Origin of the sequence: Salinisphaera aquimarina, from assembly GCF_042643355.1 — a bacterium.
GTDB lineage: Bacteria > Pseudomonadota > Gammaproteobacteria > Nevskiales > Salinisphaeraceae > Salinisphaera > Salinisphaera aquimarina.
In genome coordinates this window covers 100,129-118,522 of the sequence record NZ_JBHRSS010000004.1, presented here as the reverse complement: position 1 = coordinate 118,522, position 18,394 = coordinate 100,129, and the positions used below count along the sequence as shown (strand labels likewise).

Genomic DNA, 18,394 nt, shown 5'->3' with positions numbered 1-18,394 from the left:
TTGGGAATCCTTTATGCGTTTCGGCGCGTGTGCTGGATCGCGGCCAGAATGTTCTTGTAGGCGCCGCAGCGGCAGATGTTGCCGCTCATGGCTTCCTTGACGTCGGCATCGTTCACGCCGATGTTTTCGTTAGTCAGCAGTTCCGTGGCCGACATCAGCTGGCCTGGTGTGCAGTAGCCGCACTGATAGGCGTCGTGCTCCAGGAAAGCCGCCTGTAGCGGAGCGAGGTCGTCGCCGTCGGCGAGACCTTCGACCGTGGTGATGTCGTCACCATCGTGGACCACGGCAAGGGCGAGACAGGAATTCACCGCCTCACCGTTCACGAGGACCGTGCAGGCACCGCACTGGCCGTGATCACACCCTTTCTTGGTGCCGGTCAACCCGAGGCGATCACGCAGGGCATCCAGCAATACAACGTTGGGGGGCAGGTCGATATGCTGCATCTTTCCGTTGACGCGGAAAGACACACTCGTATCGGTGGGAGAGTCGTTTGCGTCCATTGGGGGCCTCCGTGGCTCGGAATTCTTAACTCTGGATCCGCAGGCTGCGCGATGGCAACACTGCTTACCGTGAACGATGTTTCAGGTACCGCAGTTGAGCTCATGCCGACTGCTCGCCACATGCGTCTCAAGATTCGGGCGATTGGCGTCGGGCAGGGCCCGGATGGGATGTCTGTTCCATGCAATAGACATGTCACCATCAACATACCGACGCTCGCCAATGGCAACAACCGCGCTTACGTATCGACCGCTGGATCTCCGGCCGAGCCCTTACGGATCGCTACACCAGCAAGCAGCCGCGGGCTTCGCGGGATCTGCAATCCCCGCACGGGTTAAGAATCAGTCTCATTCCGCGCCGGGGTCGTCCCGTGATGAAGCTTTCTCCGCACATGACCGATGCGACGCTTTATCCTCGGGTTTCGGCCTTGGCCGCGGTCTTGAGCAGTGCCAACATGCACGCGTCACGACGGCTTGACCATCAGCACAATCACCGAGTAACCGTCAGCGTCATATCGATCCGATAATCAGCCGAACGGCGGATTCGCGATACCGGATCGCCGGAGCCGTGCCCGGCGTCGGTCAACGTCTGCCCGTTTAGGCACGTACTCGTCCGGGACCATCCGCCCGTAGCAATGGATAGAGCAGATCGTTTTTATGGCTGCTTAGAGGCATCCGTGCTCTGGAAATGATATCCGGAGATCAGGTATCGATCGTCCACCTTCGTCAAGATGATGGTTTCGGCCAACCGGGCTTTTTCGAAAGAACTTTTGAGGCCCACGACGACATAGTCGCTTTTCGGCGCATTGGGCAGGGTGTCTGTCCGCAGTGCGAAGCCGAAGGTGCTGGACAGCCGTTTGCCGGTCTTGTCGTGCATCTGGTCAAAGAGCTCATTCCACTGCGTCTCCGATTCGGTCTTTTTGGAGTCGGGCGACAGCAGATCGTAGCCTGGCGCGTTCTGACCGGAACGCAGTGCAGCAAGAAACGTGTTGACCGTCGTCAGCACGCGCTCGAGTTCCAGTGGCGTTACCGGTTCACCCTTGACCGAAATCTTCTGGCCACCATTCGGGTTCGGTGCCGACGGTTCCGCGGCCTGGACTGACGAGCAGCCGGCACACAGCAGCAGAAGAAGAAAGGTCCGCAACGTCATTTTCATCATCGCCACCGGCTCGCATGGTTTCTGGATTCCATTCGAGATTAGCAGACTCCGGGCTACATTCAGATCGGGCAAGACAGTTATGCAAACGGGTCAACGCAGCGGTCGCGGGTTGGCGCCATGGGATGCACGCGCTAGCGCAATCCAGCTGACAAGCGGCGCCAAAGAATAGAATTTCGGGCAAAACAGATGGGGCACTAGCAGGCAATTGGTGTTGTTTTATAAGCAAGTGATCGTCCACCAGAATTTTGGCACCACTTATAGTGCTGTCGGCGAAGGTATGGCAGGACTGTTCACCAGGCCCTCCTGAACACCGTTTCGCCGCCGATAATGGGATTAGGGGGTTCCATGATCCCGGTGGCGGTTCCACTTCGCGTGGTATACGTTTAGATCGACACGTGATGGAATGCAGGATTACGAGAACTCCCCAATAAATGATGACGCGGCATCGAACCGGCCGGCTTGGTCGTACATGGTTGCTGTGTCGTATTCGTGATCGGGGCAGATCGGGCGCAATGAGGGTGATCGTGTATGAGGTATGAAGAGGCCCGCCACGAGGCCTGGTATGCAATACCGGAAATGATTGCGCAGGGCGTGCCGCTCGAGCAAACGCTGAACGCCATTTGCGACATGATCGGGCTCGAAGTGCCCGACTCGATCAATTCGATCATGTTGTTCGACGAGGACCTGAACTTATTGAGGCTCGTCGCGGGCAAGGGTCTGCCAGAACGCTTTCGCGGAGCGGCACGACAGGTTCCGATCGGGCCGGACGCCGCGATCTGCGGTGCTGCCGCTTTTCATGGTCGCCTGATCATGAGTCCGGATCTTTGGGCCGACCCCAACTGCCAGCCATATTGGGATGTCGCCCGTGAATGCGATCTGCGTGCCGGTTGGTCGCAACCCGTGCTCGGCCGGGGCGGCAAGCTTCTGGGCACCTTTGCTATCTATTACCGTGTCACCGGCACGCCCGACCCGGCACAACGCAAACCGATCGAACGGGCGGCCAGCCTGGTCGCCCTCGCAATAGAACGAGATCGCGACCGCCGAATTCTGGAAGAAAGCGAGCAACGCTATCGATCGTTGTTCGCGCACAATCCGCACGGCGTGTTTTCGCTCGGAACGGATGGCCTGCTGAAAAGCGTGAATCACGCCGCGGTCGGTATTACCGGCCTGTCGGAAGCGCGACTGGTCGGCATGCACTACGCCGATTTTCTTCCCGCTTCGGAACGGGATCGGGTCAAGGCCGCCTTCGAAGCTGTGCTCGCCGGCGAGGCGCAGCACTACGAGATCGAGATTGTGAACGCGGTCGGCGAGCGACCGACGCTCGAGGTCACCAATCTACCGATGCTGGTGGATGGAGAAGTTGTGGGCGTATACGGTATTGCCCAGGATGTCAGCGAGCGCAAGGATCAGGAAACACGTCTGAAGATCCTGCAGCGTGGCGTGGAAACATCCATCAACGGCGTCGTCATCGCAGATGCCCGGCAAGACGATCTTCCGCTGATCTATGCGAACAAGCCGTTTCTGCGCATGACCGGCTACAGCCTTGACGAAGTCATTGGCCGAAATTGTCGTTTTCTCGCGGGTAAGGACACGGATCGCAAGGCGGTAGTGGAGTTACGCAGGCGTATCGAGCAGTCGCGGGACGCGCGCATGACGTTGCTGAACTATCGCAAGGACGGCACGCCATTCTGGAACGATCTGTTCGTATCGCCGGTACGCGATGACCGCGGTCAGATCACCCATTTCATCGGCGTGCTGCATGATGTTTCCGTACAGAAGGCCAACGAGGCCAGTCTTGCGCATCAGGCCAGTCACGAGCCACTGACCGGGCTGCCCAATCGCGGTCTGTTCGAGCAACGGCTCAATCGCGCGTGCGAACAGGCCGACAAGCGCAAGACGCTGCTTGCCGTGCTTTATATCGACCTCGACGATTTCAAGCCGATCAATGACACGATGGGTCACGCGGCCGGCGATCAGGTGATCAAGAGCGTGGCCCGGCGTCTGTCCACGATCGTCTCTCCTGGTGACACGCTGGCCAGTGTCGGCGGCGATGAGTTTCTGCTGCTGCTACCGAATTTCGAGGATGAAGGGCAGGTTCTCGCTACGGCCGAGCGCGCGCTGCGGTTGCTCGACAAACCGCATCGGGTCGAATCGAAAGACGTCCACGTCACCGGCAGTATCGGTATCGCGGTCAACAACCATGCCGTCGATCAGCCGATCGAATTGATTCAGCATGCGGATATGGCCATGTATCTGGCCAAGCGTCAGGGGCGTAATACCTTCCACTGGTATTCGCACGACATGACCGCCGCGATGAACGAACGCGTCACTCTTCGGCGAGGCTTGCATGACGCGATTGCCGCCAGCCAGTTCGAGTTGCATTACCAGCCGCTGCTCGATGCCGATGATGATTCGGTGAGGGGCTTCGAGGCGTTGATACGGTGGCAGCATCCGACCGAAGGCCTGGTGTCACCCGCGACCTTCATCCCACTGGCCGAGCAGACCGGCCAGATCGTTGCCATCGGCGAATGGGTGCTCGCGCGCGCCTGCAGCGATCTGGTGGCGTTGAACCGAAAAATGGGCACCCATTACTGGATGTCGGTGAATGTTTCGCCGCTGCAGTTTCACGGGCGTGATTTCGTCGACAGTTTGGTACGGATTCTTCGCGATACCGGCCTGCCGGCTCGGCAGCTGTGCGTCGAGTTGACCGAGGGCGTGCTCATGGAGAATGCGAATGCAACCATCGATATTCTGCAGACCCTGCGGGGCATGGGCATCGAAGTATTCATCGACGATTTCGGCACCGGGTTTTCCAGCCTGAGTTATCTCAAATACCTGCCGATCGACAAGATCAAGATCGATCGCACGTTCACCCGCGATATCACCACCAATTTTCACGACAGCGCCATCGCCCAGGGCATCATCAGCATGGCCCATCATCTCGGGCTGAACGTCGTGGCCGAAGGCATCGAGACCGAAGAGCAGCGCATTTTTCTGGCGGCGCGCGGATGCGACCTCTTTCAGGGCTATCTGTTCGCGCGGCCAATGCCGCTGCCCGATCTGTCCCGTTATCTCGGGGACCGCGATAATCTGGCGGAAACAAACGCGTAAGGTCGTGGCCGATACCTTGGCACAGGTCCGTTCGGCGGCCTGAGCCCGCTATCCTGTCGGCATGAATCTCTGATCCTTCCCGAACGGTGCGGGCAGCCACGATCGAATTCCCAGGCGTCACCGCCGCACTTCGCCCCGTCCGGGCGTCGACACCCCCCTCGAACTACTGTTCGATCTGGTATAGGTCATTGCACTCGCGGCAGCGGCGACCGGGCTTCATCATGGGTTCGCGGAAGGGCACCTCGCGCCAGCCATTGCCGGATTCTGCGCCGCTTTCTTCGGCATCTGCTGGGCCTCGATGAACTACATCTGATTCGCATCGGCCTATAACAACGACGGCGCGATGTTTGGTCTTCTGAAGCCCGTGATCATGGTCGGGGCGCTGGCACTGCGGCACGGCCGCGCCGTGACCATTGCGCTGGGTCGCGGCGGTAGCCCATACGCCACTCGTGCCGCGCGAAACTTTGGTTTAGTCTCGAGCGACAAGCCACAGACGCCGCACGGCGGGTGAGTCAGGCCGAGATGAGCACGCGCTATCGCTATACACTGGGCAGCAGCACCTATCAGTTTGCGGATCTGGCCGAGGTGATGGCGAAGGCCACCCCGGCGCGGTCCGGGGATCGGCTGGCCGGGGTGATCGCGGCCTCCGCCGAAGAGCGGGTGGTGGCGCAGATGGTGCTCGCCGAGTTGCCGCTCAAGACGTTTCTCGATGACGTGCTCGTGCCCTACGAGGACGACGAGATCACCCGGCTCATCGTCGACTCCCACGACGCCGAGGCCTTTGCCCCGATCTCGCACTTCACCGTGGGCGATTTCCGCAACTGGTTGCTCGGCGACGCGACGACGCCGGCGGTGCTCGAAGACGCCCGTGCCGGCATTACCCCGGAAATGGCGGCCGCCGTGAGCAAGATCATGCGCAACCAGGATCTGATTCTGGTGGCCAAGAAATGCCACGTGCGCACGGCGTTCCGAAACACCATCGGTCTGCCGGGGCATATGTCCACGCGCCTGCAGCCCAATCATCCTACCGACGACGCCACCGGCATCGCGGCCAGCATTCTCGACGGGCTGCTCTATGGCAACGGCGATGCCGTGATCGGGATCAACCCGGCGACCGACAACGTGGCCCAGTCGGTCCGGCTCATGCGGCTGCTCGACGACGTCATCCGCAAGTACGAGATTCCGACCCAGTCCTGTGTGCTCACCCATGTGACCAACACCATGGAAGCGATCGAGCAGGGTGCGCCGGTCGATCTGGTCTTTCAGTCCATCGGCGGCACCGAAGCGACCAACAGCAGTTTCGGGTTCGGCCTCGCCGATCTCGCGGAGGCGCGTGATGCGGCGCTATCGCTCAAGCGCGGCACCGTGGGCGACAACGTCATGTATTTCGAGACCGGGCAGGGCAGTTCACTATCGGCCGATGCCCACCACGGCCTGGATCAACAGACCTGCGAGGCGCGCGCCTATGCCGTCGCCCGTCAATTCAAGCCGCTGCTGGTGAACACCGTGGTCGGCTTCATCGGACCCGAGTATCTGTTCGATGGCAAGGAGATCATCCGGGCCGGTCTGGAAGACCATTTCTGCGGCAAGCTGCTGGGCGTGCCCATGGGCTGCGATGTCTGCTACACCAACCATGCCCAGGCCGATCAGAACGACATGGATAATCTGCTGACCCTGCTCGGCGTGGCCGGCTGCAATTTCGTCATGGGCATTCCCGGCTCGGACGACATCATGCTCAATTATCAGACCACCTCGTTTCACGACGCCCTTTACGCTCGCCGAGTACTGGGGCTGCGCCCCGCGCCGGAATTCGAGCGGTGGCTCGAACAGATGCAGATATTCAAGGACGTCGAACGCCACCAACTGAATGACGGCATCCCCGCGGCCTTTGCGCGGACGCTGGACAAACTGCCGGAGGCCCGTCGTCATGGCTGAAGAACCCGGAACGAACGACGCCTCTGCAGCCGTCCCCGACGAGACGCAAAGAGGCGATCGCGGCGGGGTGGTCGACAACCCCTGGGATCAACTGCGCGCGTTCACCGATGCCCGTATCGGACTCGGCCGGGCCGGCATCAGCCTGCCCACGCATCAACTGCTGGCGTTCCAGCTCGCCCATGCCCAGGCGATCGATGCCGTGCATCTGCCGCTGGACGTTGCAGCACTCTGCGAGCAATTGCAGGGCCTGGGTTCGCCAGCGCCCGAGGGGGCGCCGATCACGCTGCATACTCAGGCCAGCGATCGCACCACCTATCTGCAACGCCCGGATCTGGGACGCCTGCTGGACGAGCCGTCGCGCGAACGCCTGACCGAGAACAACAACGGCGAACCGGACAGGTCGTTCGATCTTGCCATCGTCATCGTCGACGGTCTGTCCTCCTTTGCCGTCCAGCAGCACGCCGCGCCTTTCATCGAAACACTGGCCAATGCGCTCGATGCCGACGACGAATACGCATGGCGACTCGCGCCGCTCACGGTGGTTGAACAGGGCCGCGTAGCGATCGGCGACGAAGTGGGCCTTCTGCTCAACGCCAACGCGGTGCTCGTACTGGTGGGCGAGCGCCCGGGGCTGAGTTCGCCGGACAGTCTCGGCCTGTATCTCACCTGGGAGCCGCGCAAGGGCGTCACCGATGCGTTTCGCAATTGCATCTCCAATATAAGGCCGGCTGGCCTGGATCTTGCTGAAGCAAGCAGGCGTGCGCTGTATCTGCTGCGCGAATCACGCCAACGGCAGCTGTCCGGCGTGAAACTCAAGGACCGTACGGAAGACAACGTCGTCGAGAATCAGAAAGATACCGAAAATTTCCTTATTTCCTGACCTGTCAACAACAAGAAGGTAACGCCATGTCGGACCCGCAACTGGATCAGGATTACCTCGCCAAACGGCAATTACGCCGGGGCACCGCCGGCTGGGTGCTGCTTGCGGGCCTGGGTGTCTCGTACGTCATTTCCGGTGATTTTGCCGGCTGGAATTTCGGTATCGCGGAAGCAGGCTGGGGCGGTTTCGCCATCGCCGCGACCCTCATGGCCATCATGTATTTCACCCTGGTTCTGTCGCTGGCGGAGATGTCGGCGGCGATACCTGCCGCGGGCGGCGGTTACAGTTTTGCCCGCCAGGCGATGGGCCCGGCCGGCGGCTATCTGACCGGGCTGGCGGTACTTATCGAATACGCCCTGGCACCGGCCGCCATCGTCATCTTCATCGGCGCGGCAGTACAGGAACTGCTCGGCATCGACGGGCCGTTCGTCTACGCAGTGTTCTATCTGGTGTTCATCGGCATCCATCTGGCCGGGGTCGGCGAAGCACTCAAGGTAATGATGGTGATCAGCGGCCTCGCGGTGTTTGCCATCCTTGCCACCGCGGTGGCCCTTATCGGCGACTTCGATTCTGCAAACCTGTTCGACATGGCACCCACCGACGCTGTCGGCGCCTCGAGTTTCATGCCGCTGGGCTGGTACGGCGTATGGGCCGCGCTGCCGTTCGGCATGTGGCTCTTCCTGGCCGTCGAAGGCGTGCCGCTGGCCGCGGAGGAAGCCAAGGATCCGGCGCGCGACGTGCCCAAGGGCATCATCGGTGCGATGCTCTTCCTGCTGGTCACCGCGGTGCTGGTGGTCTTTCTACTCGCCGGCGCGGTCGGTGCACAGGCGATCGGCGAAAGCGGCGTGCCGCTGGTGACCGCGCTCAAGGAAAGTGGCAGCGAGACGCTCGGCACGGTGGTGAACGTGCTCGGCCTCGCCGGGCTGATCGCCTCGTTCTTCTCGATCATCTACGGTTACAGCCGGCTGGTCTTCGCACTCTCGCGGGCCGGTTATCTGCCGCAGGCGCTATCGCTCACCAGCAAACGCAAGGTGCCGACCTGGGCGCTGGTGGTGCCCGGCGTACTCGGTTTCATCGTGTCGCTCACCGGCGCCGGCGATCTGATCCTGGCCATGGCAGTGGTCGGGGCGACGATTTCCTATGCGTTGATGGCGGCCAGCCATATTCTTCTACGCATCAACCAACCCGAGCTGGAGCGTCCATACAAGACGCCCGGCGGCATCGTCACATCCGGCATCGCGCTGCTGCTGTCACTGATCGCGCTGACCGGTGTCTATGCCTTCGATCCGCGCGCGTTCGGCTATACGCTGGTGCTGTTCGCGGTCGGCGCGCTCTATTTCTTCGGGTACAGCCGCAACCATCTGGTGGCCAAGACAGCGGAAGAGGAATTCCGAATGCTGGCCCAGGCCGAGGCCGATCTGGACGCCGACAACGCCTGACGATCCTCGCGCATGGCGGGCAGGGCGAGCATGGGAGACTGGTTCCGATCCGCGCTGACGGATAGCATGCCAAGCCGGCATCTGAAACGTCGCGCGGAGTTGTCCCGGTGGATCTACATGAACGCTATAGCCTAACTCGCATTATCAACGCAGCGGGCACGTTCACCCCGCTGGGCGTGTCCCGGTCATCCGAACGGGTGCGTCGTGTCGTCGACGCAGCGCTCGGTGACTTCTACGTAATCGACGAACTGCAGCGTGCGGTGAGCGACACGATATGCGCGCAGACAAAGGCTGAAGCGGCCAGCGTGACGCACTGCGTGGCAGCGGCGATAACCCTCGCCGTGGCCGCCACCATGACGGGAGACGACGCCGAGCGCGTGGCCCAGCTTCCGGAGGCAACCGGTCTGGCCGATCGCGTGGTGATTCCGGCCGGGCACGTCGTCAACTACGGGCACTCGATTCTCACCGCGATACGCATGGCGGGCGCTCGGCCGGTGGTCGTGGGCGACGAGGACGGCTGTAGCGTGGATCAGATCGATCAGGCCCTGAAACAGGAAGGTACCGCTTGCCTGCTCCTGGTGTCCTCGCGCCTGGTACGCGGCGAGCCGGTCGATCTGGCTGGCGCCGTAGCCTGCGCGCGTCGGCACAATCGACCGGCAATCATCGACGGCGCGGCCCAGGACATGCGCATCGATGAACTGCTCGCGACCGGGGCCGATCTCGTGCTGGTCAGCACACACAAATATCTGGCGTCGCCAACGGCCGGCCTGATGATCGGTCGCCAGGCCTTGGTGCGCGCCTGCCGCGCCCAGGAGCAAGGCATCGGGCGTGCCATGAAAGCGACCAAGGAGAGCCTGTGCGGCGTGCTCGCCGCGCTGGAAGATCGTGCCGGAATGGACGCGGCGGAATGGCAGCAGGAACAGGCCCGCAAGGTAGCGTGGTTCATGCGCCGCGCACAGGACCTGAACGGCGTTGTCCGCGCCAGCGACCAGCCGGACCCGTCCGGCATGCCGTTCTCGAGGGCATGTCTGGCTCTGGATTCGCGCCAGGCGGCGCAATCGCTCGCCGAGACGCTGGAAAACGGCTCACCGTCCATCCGGGTGATGAAGCACGGCCTCGACCAGGGGCAGTTGCTCTTCGAACTCGTGCCGCTGGATCAGGACGAGCTGGTGACAATCGTCGAACGTCTGCGCGATGCGCTGTCGCGTTACACGTAGGCGTTGAGGAACGACTGCAGCTGCTGTTCGCGCATGGCGCCGGTCTTGGTCACGCTTTCCTCGCCGTCCACGTAGAGCACCAGCGTGGGCGTGCCGTTGAGCCCGTATCGCGGGCGTGTTTCGTTGGTCTCGGCGTTCATCCGCACGATGCGCACGCGGCCCGCATAATCGGTGGCCGCCGTTTCGAGCAGCGGCTCCAGCCGGCGGCAGTAGGCACAGTTGCTGGAATAGAATTCGACCAGCACCGGGCCGTCCGCGTCGCCGAGCGTGGCTGCGAAATCGGCGTCGGAAATATCAGTCAAGGTATCGGACATCTACACACCTCGGGTCGAGGGTCGACAGGACACCGGGCGTTCGTCGCCATCGACGCGCCCGGTGTCGCCTGAAGCAACCAGGATGTGGCCGCTACTTCTGCTTCTGCTGGTCGCCGCGGATCTTCGACACCTTGTCGATGATCGACTGATTCACCTGTGCGCAATCCTTGAGCGAGGTATCGACGCCACACTCGATCTGGAGATCCAGCGTGTTGCCATTGGCGTCGTTCACCTTGAAGTGAATGGAAGGCGCCTGCGGCGGTGCGACCATCACGCCTCGTGCGCCGTGGCCCGGCGGATGTTTGGGGTGATCCGGCTGGCCGCAGGCGGCCAGGCCCACGCAGGCGGCAACGATGGCGATAGGGGTGACAACTCTGTTCATGCGAACCTCGATGCTATTTGTTCGATTTTGGGCGCACTTCGAGTATCGGCGCTCGGCGCGTAAAAATCCATCGGGCAGGTCGTTCATCAGACACGATGCGCCGGGCCCCGGTCCACATTCCTGCCAGTATGGCCCACGATGACTGTCGAATCCGCCTTACTGACGCATATCGCCCCGGTAGCCCTCGTGGGTGAGCAGCCAGCGTTTGCGCTCGAGCCCGCCGGCATAGCCGGTCAAACGCCCGTTCGCGCCGATCACGCGGTGGCAGGGGATGATGATCGCGATCGGATTGCGCCCGTTGGCCAGACCCACGGCCCGGGACGCACCCGGTGATTCGATCCGCTGGGCCAGCGCGCCATAGCTTTCGGTCGCGCCGCAGGGAATATCGCGCAAAGCGCGCCATACCCTGCGCTGGAAATCGGTGCCGGCAGGGTCGAGCGGCAGATCGAAGCTGTGGCGCTCGCCGGCAAAATAAGCGCTCAGCTGGGCGCGGGGTTCGGCGAGTACCTCGTCGTCACGTTGCCAGTCCGCCTGCGGCCGGGGCGCGTCGTCCTGATCGCTCATACTGAGCATCGTCAAGGATCGACCGTCGCCGGTGAGCAGTAATGCGCCCACCGGGCTGTCCATAGTGCTGAAATAGATCGTCATCGGTTCATCCTCCTGTGGATGCCTGCTGCCATAGATGCATGGCCGCGTACGCCCGCCAGGGCTGCCACGCCTCGGCCATGGCCTTGATCTGGGCCGGCCGGGTCGCGTCCATTGCCTTGAGCAGAACGAGATCGCTGGCCGGAAATGCGTTCGGGTCGGCGAGTGCGCGCATGGCGATGTACTCGGTTGTCCAGGGGCCGATGCCCGGTATGTCGGCAAGTGCGGCCTTGCCCTGTGCCAAATCCGCACCCGGGTCGAGCCGCAGCGAACCCGCCGCGCTGGCCGCCGCCAGCGCCTGAACGGTCTGCGCGCGCTTGCGCGTCAGGCCTCGTTCGACGATCTGCTGCAGCGATGCCTGGGCCAGCGTGTCGGCGTCCGGCGGCAGGTGATCCAATCCGTCGAAAGGCGTCTCTATCGGGGCGCCGAAAAACGTACAGAATCGGCCGAACAGTGTGGTCGCCGCCTTGACCGATATCTGCTGGCCAAGCACGGCGCGCAGGGCCAGCTCGAAGCCGTCGAACGTTCCAGGCACGCGCAAACCTGGGTTGTGTTCGATGAGCGCGGCGAGGTGCGTGTCCGCGGCGAGATGACCATCTATGACGGTCGGATTCGCATCCATGTCGAACAGATGACGCAAGCGGGCGCGCAGCTGCGCAAGCACGGGCAGCAGGCTGGGGGACGCCTGGATAAGCAACAGGCCGCGTTGCGTATCCTGTGTCACCGCGATCCAGCCACGGCAGGCACCGATACGGATCGTGCGCAGATATTGCCCCTCTTGAAGTTGTTCCACGCAGGGTGCGCCGCGCTGGGTAAGAAACAGGGCGAGCGCGGCCCAGTTCAGCGGCGGACGATAGCCCAGTTTCAGGCAGATCGTCGTTTGCTGCGGGGAAGCCACACGCTTGCCGCGCAGCGCCGTCGGGTTGAGCCGGTAACGGCTGCGAAACAGATGGTTGAAACGGCGCACGCTGGCGAAGCCGCTCGCGAACGCGATATCGGCAACCTTGAGCTGGGTATCGGTGAGCAGCTGCTTGGCCATCAGCAGGCGCCGGGTCTGGGCCAACTCGATCGGCGTGACGCCATACTCGTGCTTCACCAGTCGACGCAGTTGCCGCGAACTCAGACAGAATTCGGCCGCGAGCGTATCCATGTCCGCATCGGACAACGCACCGGCTTCGATGCGCGCCACCGCCAGATCGGCGACCAGGCGGGCCGTATCCATCGGCGCCTCACCCGGAGCCAGCTCGGGGCGGCAGCGCAGACAGGGCCGGTAACCTGCGGCTTCGGCGGCAGCGGCATTGGAGTAGAAGCTGCACCGGTCTCGGCCGGGCATGCGCACCGCACATACGGGGCGACAATAGATCCCGGTGGTCGATACGCCGACAAAAAACAGCCCGTCGAAGCGCGCGTCGCGGGCCTTGAGTGCTTCGTAACATTGGTCGGGATGGAGAGGCATGAGCGCAGTCTAGAACCTCGCAGCGACCGCGTCTCGCCGTTTTCGGACATCATCTGCCGGCGCGGATTCGATTTCCAGCATTCCCGTCCTCGTCACGAGTCGCCAGGCCATGACATCGATACGATCACGCGCGGGTCGGCCGACTCATGGCAGCCCCATCGCACATCCCCAAATCCACGCAGCGCGTTTGGTTAGCTATGCGGTGTGCTTCTTGGCGCCCGCGGATTGATGGGACTACGATGCCTCAGCATCGATATGAGGGGTTGCGCATGACGACATCGACACCCGAACTGCAGCGCGTGCACACGCCGAGCGGCTACGACGTACCGGTCAGTTGCTGGCACGCGGATTCGCAGGCGCCGCTGTTGCTGTTCATGGGCGCGCTCGGCGTGGGCTGCGCGTTCTATGCAAAGCTCGGCGCAGCGCTCAGCGCATCCGGCGTGCATGTGGCGCTGCTGGAGCAGCGCGGCTATGGCGACAGCGCACTGCGCCCCTCGCGTAACAGCGACTGGGGATTTGCCGATATTGTCGGCAACGATCTGGCGGCGGTGCTGACATGGGCGACGGCGCATTTCGATGCGTCGTCGCAGTATCTGATGGGCCACAGCCTTGGCGGCCACTACGCAGCGATCGGTGCCGGTTTGTACCCGAATCAAGTCGACGGCCTGATCGTCGTGGCGACAGGTAGTCCCTGGTTCGAAGCCTATGAGGATGCAGTGCGCCGCAAGATCCATTGGCTGACCTGGCTTATACCGCCATGCAATGCCCTGTTCGGCTACTATCCGGGCGATCGCCTCGGCTTCGGGGGGAGGGAAGCACGAACGGTGATGTCGGACTGGCGAGCGCTCGCGCGCACCAACCGATATCGCGCCGCCGGCCTGTCCCAAGACCTCGAAGATCTGATCGACCGCTATACGGGCCCGGTCCTGGCTATTCGACTTGCCGACGACGCCTTGGCGCCCGAGGCTGCGGTCGATGCGCTGACCGACAAGTTCAGTAGCGCCGCGATCGAGATCGACGTCGTCGACCGCGACACCTTGGGCGACCGCGCCGATCATTTTCGATGGGCACGCACGCCCGGGGCGGTCGTCGATCGGATCGGACGCTGGTTGCCGGACGCTTCAGGCACGCACTCACGTCGTTGACGAATGTGTGGGTCAGTGGCTCAGGCGCACTCTCGATGGCGACACACGGCGGGTTGAATTTGGCCTGCGCCGGTACACTGTAGGACAACGTATCCGATTATTCGTGATTGGAGGTCTGCGGGTATCCGCGCCGCTGACCATCGAACCGACAGGAGCTTTACCATGAGTGATTCGACCGAACGCGCCGTGCTTGCCGGCGGCTGTTTCTGGGGCATGCAGGATCTGATCCGCAGCTATGAGGGCGTGATCTCGACCCGCGTCGGCTATACCGGTGGCGACGTGCCCAACGCAACCTACCGCAATCACGGCACCCACGCCGAGGGCATCGAGATCGTTTTCGATCCCGAGATCATCAGCTACCGGCGGCTGCTGGAATTCTTCTTCCAGATCCACGACCCGACCACGCTCAATCGCCAGGGCAACGACCGCGGAATCAGCTATCGGTCGGCAATCTTCTACGTCGACGACGACCAGAAAGAGGTGGCCGAGCGAACCATCGGCGATGTCGAGGCGTCAGGACTCTGGCCGGGCAAGGTGGTGACCGAAGTTGCCCCGGCGGGTGATTTCTGGGAGGCCGAACCCGAGCATCAGGATTATCTCGAGCATTTTCCGAACGGCTATACCTGCCACTTCATCCGACCCGACTGGCGCTTGCCCGAGCGCGGTTAGCCGAAACCGCCTAAATCGGGCCTACCGGGTTCGATTATTGATTGCGATGCTCGGCCGGCATATCGGCATGAGTGTCCCGAGTGGCGGACGCCCCGTTCGTATTGCCCGGCGAATAGGAGCCACCGATCTCGTCGGGCAGCTTGCCACCGTTGGCTTCGCGGCTGCGCCGCAGTTCGGCCCGACGTGCCTGGCGCTGCGCCGGCGAGAGGCTGTCCTTGCGCTGGATGCCGATTGAATCCTCGTCGACGGCACGTGTGCCGTTGTCGGGGTCCATACCTCGCGTGGTTACCGGGCTCGATTGGGCCAGCGCCGCGGTAGCATGAACGCTTGCGGCGAGTAGGGCGAGTAGGGCGCATCTCGTGGTCTGGTGCATGGCTGTGGCTCCCTGTGGTGGTGCAAGCAACGTTTTTGACGTGCCTTTCACTGTATTGACGTCATACAGCTGCGCCATCGTGGTCCGGAGTGACATCGACAGGCGCTAGTCGAACCGCTCCACCGTGATCTGTTGCGACGTCTCGTTTGCCGGCGGGCCGAACTGGTTGAAAATGGCGACATCCGCCGCGTCCCGGCCATAACCGATGGCCACATAGCCGCCGCCGAGCTCGGCCTGGGTCGCGTCGAAGGTATACCAGCGGCCGCCGACATAGGCTTCGAACCAGGCATGCATGTCCATGGGTTCGAGTTCGTGCAGGTAGCCCACCACCAGCCGTGCCGGAATGCTCAGCCCCCGACACAGGGCAATACCCAGATGAGACAGGTCGCGACACACGCCGACCTGTCGCAGGTTCACATCCACGGCCGAGATCGGTATATCGCTCGTGCCGGGTACGTAGCGGATCCGTTCTCGCAGCCAGCCGGCGATCGCCGCGACCTGGTCATAACCCAGCGCGTGACCCGCGGTGATCTCGGCTGCCATCTCGCCGAAGCGATCCGACTCACAGAATCGACTGGGCAGCAGATAGATCAGCACGTTATCGGGCAGCTGCTCGATATCGACGAACGGCGCACCGGGCGCCTGGGCCACCGCATCGGCAACCTTGACCTCGGCAATCGTGGAGATGGCGAACTGGCCGGGGGGCGCGGTGAGCCGCTGGCAGAGGTTGCCGTAGGTGTCGGTGAATTCGCAGGCCGGCACGTGCGGCTCGAGACGGTATTCCTCGCGCGCGATCCACTGATCGCTGCCGCTGTGCGGACGCAGCATGAGAATCAGAGGCGTGGGGACGGCAAAGTCGAACGTCAGATCGTTGCGGGTACGCAACCACATTGCATCAAACCTCTTTAAGGGGAATGCGGCATGAACGGCGCGCCGCGAAGCATCGACTCAGTATCGCTGTAAAAGAGAGTGACGAACAGCCAAGGGCGCGTCGGCGGACGGTGAACCAGGGTGATCGCCCACTGCGAATGGAATACGCGGGCTCGTTTTGCATTGGCGGAGAGACACTGCGCCGGCGTAATCTCCGGGGGATGGATAATCGCCTGCGCATTAAAGACGTCACATGTATCGGCGCGGTCACCGGAGCCGACGCGCCGGTCCCGACCACGGAGCGGTTCGGTATTCATGCCACCGATCTCGGCATTGTCTGGGACGGCGGCGACGGTCGTGTATTCGTCCTGTTCGGCGATACGTTCGGTTCCAGCTGGGGCGGCGAGGGGGCGGGTCCGTGGGACGACCAATGGCGCTGCAACACGCTGGCGTTCTCGCAAAACCACGATCTCGAGCACGGCATGCGGTTGGATGAGGCGGTGGTCGACGCCAACGGGTTTGCACGGCAGGTCATTGCCTCGGATATCGGGTTCGGCCGCGAGCAGAGTGTGATTCCCACCGCCGGCATCGAAGTCGACGGCCGACACTATGTCCACTACATGTCGGTGCGCGAGTGGCGATCGCCCGGTCGCTGGCAGACCAACCATGCGGGCATCGCCGTCTCGGAGGACGGCGGCCAGCAGTGGCAAAAGTCCGCCGATGCACGTTGGAACAACGACGATACCGGCGGCGGCTGCTTTCAGCTCGGCGCATTCGTACGCGAGGGCGAGCATGTCTATCTGTTCGGCACCACGAACGGACGCTTCGGCCCGGCCTATCTCGCGCGCGTGCCGGCCGCGCGCATCGACAATATCGACGCCTATACTTATTTCGACGGCGCGGACTGGGCGCACAGTGCGGCAGCGGCGGTGCCGGTACTCGATGGCCCGGTGGGGGAGCTGTCGGTCGCGTTCAATACAAGGGTCGACCGATGGCTGGCTCTGCATCTCGACGAGGAACGCGCGGAGATCGTGTTGCATGCGACGGAAACGCTCACCGGCCCCTGGGAGCAAATCGGGTCGGTCGCAAGCGGCCAGACGTATCCCGGCCTGTACGGCGGTTATCTGCATCCGTGGACAATGGATAGCCACGAGATCTGTTTTCTGCTGTCCCGATGGGCGCCTTACAACGTGTTCCTCATGCGTTGTCGACTCGAGCTGGTCGCGACGAAAAGCGACTGAATGCCGGATGTCATCTGCCTGTGTAGCAGGGGCCCATGGCGTTTTCCGGGTGCTGGTTTCCTTGGACCAAAAGAATAAGGGCGACCGATGGCCGCCCGTCGTATCGACTCTGAACAACCGCACCGCTTGCTCGGAGCAGCGCGGCAACGGGTTCCCGGATAACAGAAGCGCCCTCGCGGTTTCATACCGCGAGGGCGACAGACATCTGATCAGCAGCGCTGTCGCTGCGAGTTACGATCAGTCTTCAAGGGGCGGATTTGCACTACCCGTCTGGCTCCCGTTGCCGCGATGGCTCACCTCCGCGTAATGGGCCGAACCGTTGTTGCGGTGCCCGGCGTCATTCGTCCAGGCGTTATCGCGCTCGTTGGCGTTGGCATTGGCCTGTGCGCTATTGGCCGGGCCGTTTTCCAGCGTGGACGCATGCGGGTGCATGCCCTGGTTGCTACCGCCGTCGACGATACCGCTGTCGACCGACGTTTCGCCGACACGCAGCGAATGCGCATCTGCCACCCCGGCAGCGCCGCCGAGCGTCAGGGCGGTTGCAGTGGCCAGCGCCACCGCGACTGTTTTGATGGATGTGTGTTGTAAAGTCATGGTGCATCCTCCTTCGATGCCAGAGCACGACGCTTTCCTGCCGTGCCGTAAAAGAAATCGGTTCGAGCACGAGGCGTGACGACGAGCGTTCTGTCGAATGATCGAAGAAGCGATGGCGTCGCGGGCCATGTGCTTTTATTGTTTCGTGTTACATGCATATATATTGGAGACGAGCTGACTGCTTTCAAGAGCAAGGGCTCAGATTTCGGAGTCGTCAGGACAAGACGGATCGAATGACACCCGGTAGCCGTCGTGGTCCATCCATGCCATCCATGCCGACGGCCAATAGACGGCTCGTCCGAAGCAGCGCGCGACAAGGTGGGCGCCCATCACAACGGCACGACGACTGACATGGCGCGCGAACCAGCGGCTCGTTGTCGAACAGCCGGCGGGCCTGGTGGACACGGATCGATCGTCGCCGATCACCTGAGTCGGATCGTAGAGCCGGTCAATCACCGAATAGCCGT

At 62.5% G+C, this 18,394-nt stretch carries 17 protein-coding genes; 8 read left to right on the top strand and 9 right to left on the bottom strand.

The window, feature by feature from the left end; translation table 11 throughout:
- Positions 1 to 11: 11 nt before the first annotated feature.
- Positions 12 to 578 (bottom strand): (2Fe-2S)-binding protein, encoded by a 567-nt coding sequence (locus tag ACFOSU_RS10885; RefSeq protein ID WP_380690016.1) that lies wholly within the window; start codon positions 576 to 578, stop codon positions 12 to 14.
- A gap of 574 nt (positions 579 to 1,152) precedes the next feature.
- Complete coding sequence (locus ACFOSU_RS10880) at positions 1,153 to 1,653, bottom strand: DUF4019 domain-containing protein (protein WP_380689489.1); 501 nt, start codon at positions 1,651 to 1,653, stop codon at positions 1,153 to 1,155.
- Between the two features lie 531 nt (positions 1,654 to 2,184).
- Here ACFOSU_RS10880 and ACFOSU_RS10875 point away from each other — a divergent pair.
- The 5 genes from ACFOSU_RS10875 (at position 2,185) to ACFOSU_RS10855 (ending at position 10,238) form a co-directional block, all read left to right on the top strand.
- The gene (locus ACFOSU_RS10875) at positions 2,185 to 4,767 is read left to right on the top strand and encodes an EAL domain-containing protein (RefSeq protein ID WP_380689487.1); all 2,583 of its coding nucleotides are present in this window, start codon (positions 2,185 to 2,187) and stop codon (positions 4,765 to 4,767) included.
- A 522-nt stretch (positions 4,768 to 5,289) separates the two neighbouring features.
- The gene (locus ACFOSU_RS10870; protein ID WP_380689485.1) at positions 5,290 to 6,702 is read left to right on the top strand and encodes an ethanolamine ammonia-lyase subunit EutB; all 1,413 of its coding nucleotides are present in this window, start codon (positions 5,290 to 5,292) and stop codon (positions 6,700 to 6,702) included.
- Positions 6,695 to 7,582, top strand: coding sequence for an ethanolamine ammonia-lyase subunit EutC (eutC, locus tag ACFOSU_RS10865; RefSeq protein ID WP_380689483.1), 888 nt, complete (start codon positions 6,695 to 6,697; stop codon positions 7,580 to 7,582). The genes ACFOSU_RS10870 and eutC overlap by 8 nt, the downstream gene beginning before the upstream one ends.
- A gap of 26 nt (positions 7,583 to 7,608) precedes the next feature.
- Entirely contained in the window at positions 7,609 to 9,021 is a 1,413-nt protein-coding gene (eat, locus tag ACFOSU_RS10860; RefSeq protein ID WP_380689480.1) for an ethanolamine permease, read from the top strand.
- Between the two features lie 107 nt (positions 9,022 to 9,128).
- Positions 9,129 to 10,238 (top strand): aminotransferase class V-fold PLP-dependent enzyme, encoded by a 1,110-nt coding sequence (locus tag ACFOSU_RS10855; RefSeq protein ID WP_380689478.1) that lies wholly within the window; start codon positions 9,129 to 9,131, stop codon positions 10,236 to 10,238.
- Here ACFOSU_RS10855 and ACFOSU_RS10850 read toward each other — a convergent pair.
- The 4 genes from ACFOSU_RS10850 to ACFOSU_RS10835 all read right to left on the bottom strand — a co-directional run bounded on the left by ACFOSU_RS10850 (position 10,229) and on the right by ACFOSU_RS10835 (position 13,035).
- Positions 10,229 to 10,552, bottom strand: a complete 324-nt coding sequence (locus tag ACFOSU_RS10850) for a thioredoxin family protein (protein WP_380689475.1) — start codon at positions 10,550 to 10,552, stop codon at positions 10,229 to 10,231. The two genes, ACFOSU_RS10855 and ACFOSU_RS10850, sit on opposite strands and share 10 nt — an antisense overlap.
- 91 nt (positions 10,553 to 10,643) lie before the next feature.
- Entirely contained in the window at positions 10,644 to 11,021 is a 378-nt protein-coding gene (locus tag ACFOSU_RS10845) for a hypothetical protein (protein WP_380689472.1), read from the bottom strand.
- Positions 11,022 to 11,090: 69 nt separating this feature from the next.
- Entirely contained in the window at positions 11,091 to 11,582 is a 492-nt protein-coding gene (locus ACFOSU_RS10840) for a methylated-DNA--[protein]-cysteine S-methyltransferase (protein ID WP_380689470.1), read from the bottom strand.
- Positions 11,583 to 11,586: 4 nt separating this feature from the next.
- Entirely contained in the window at positions 11,587 to 13,035 is a 1,449-nt protein-coding gene (locus ACFOSU_RS10835; RefSeq protein WP_380689467.1) for an AlkA N-terminal domain-containing protein, read from the bottom strand.
- A gap of 269 nt (positions 13,036 to 13,304) precedes the next feature.
- Here ACFOSU_RS10835 and ACFOSU_RS10830 point away from each other — a divergent pair, with 269 nt between their 5' ends.
- Both ACFOSU_RS10830 and msrA read left to right on the top strand, forming a co-directional pair.
- The gene (locus tag ACFOSU_RS10830) at positions 13,305 to 14,180 is read left to right on the top strand and encodes an alpha/beta hydrolase family protein (RefSeq protein ID WP_380689464.1); all 876 of its coding nucleotides are present in this window, start codon (positions 13,305 to 13,307) and stop codon (positions 14,178 to 14,180) included.
- A gap of 162 nt (positions 14,181 to 14,342) precedes the next feature.
- Positions 14,343 to 14,849, top strand: coding sequence for a peptide-methionine (S)-S-oxide reductase MsrA (gene msrA, locus ACFOSU_RS10825; RefSeq protein WP_380689461.1), 507 nt, complete (start codon positions 14,343 to 14,345; stop codon positions 14,847 to 14,849).
- Positions 14,850 to 14,883: 34 nt separating this feature from the next.
- Here the strand turns inward: msrA and ACFOSU_RS10820 are convergent, their stop codons facing one another.
- Together ACFOSU_RS10820 and ACFOSU_RS10815 are read right to left on the bottom strand one after the other, a co-directional pair.
- Entirely contained in the window at positions 14,884 to 15,222 is a 339-nt protein-coding gene (locus ACFOSU_RS10820) for a hypothetical protein (RefSeq protein WP_380689458.1), read from the bottom strand.
- A 105-nt stretch (positions 15,223 to 15,327) separates the two neighbouring features.
- Positions 15,328 to 16,113, bottom strand: a complete 786-nt coding sequence (locus ACFOSU_RS10815) for a transglutaminase-like domain-containing protein (RefSeq protein WP_380689456.1) — start codon at positions 16,111 to 16,113, stop codon at positions 15,328 to 15,330.
- A 200-nt stretch (positions 16,114 to 16,313) separates the two neighbouring features.
- On the opposite strand from ACFOSU_RS10815, the gene ACFOSU_RS10810 reads away from it, so the two are divergent.
- Positions 16,314 to 17,333: a DUF4185 domain-containing protein gene (locus ACFOSU_RS10810; protein WP_380689453.1), complete on the top strand. Its 1,020-nt coding sequence runs from the start codon at positions 16,314 to 16,316 to the stop codon at positions 17,331 to 17,333.
- A 237-nt stretch (positions 17,334 to 17,570) separates the two neighbouring features.
- Here the strand turns inward: ACFOSU_RS10810 and ACFOSU_RS10805 are convergent, their stop codons facing one another.
- On the bottom strand, positions 17,571 to 18,056 hold the full coding sequence (locus ACFOSU_RS10805; protein ID WP_380689450.1) for a hypothetical protein: 486 nt from the start codon (positions 18,054 to 18,056) through the stop codon (positions 17,571 to 17,573).
- Between the last annotated feature and the right edge of the window lie 338 nt (positions 18,057 to 18,394).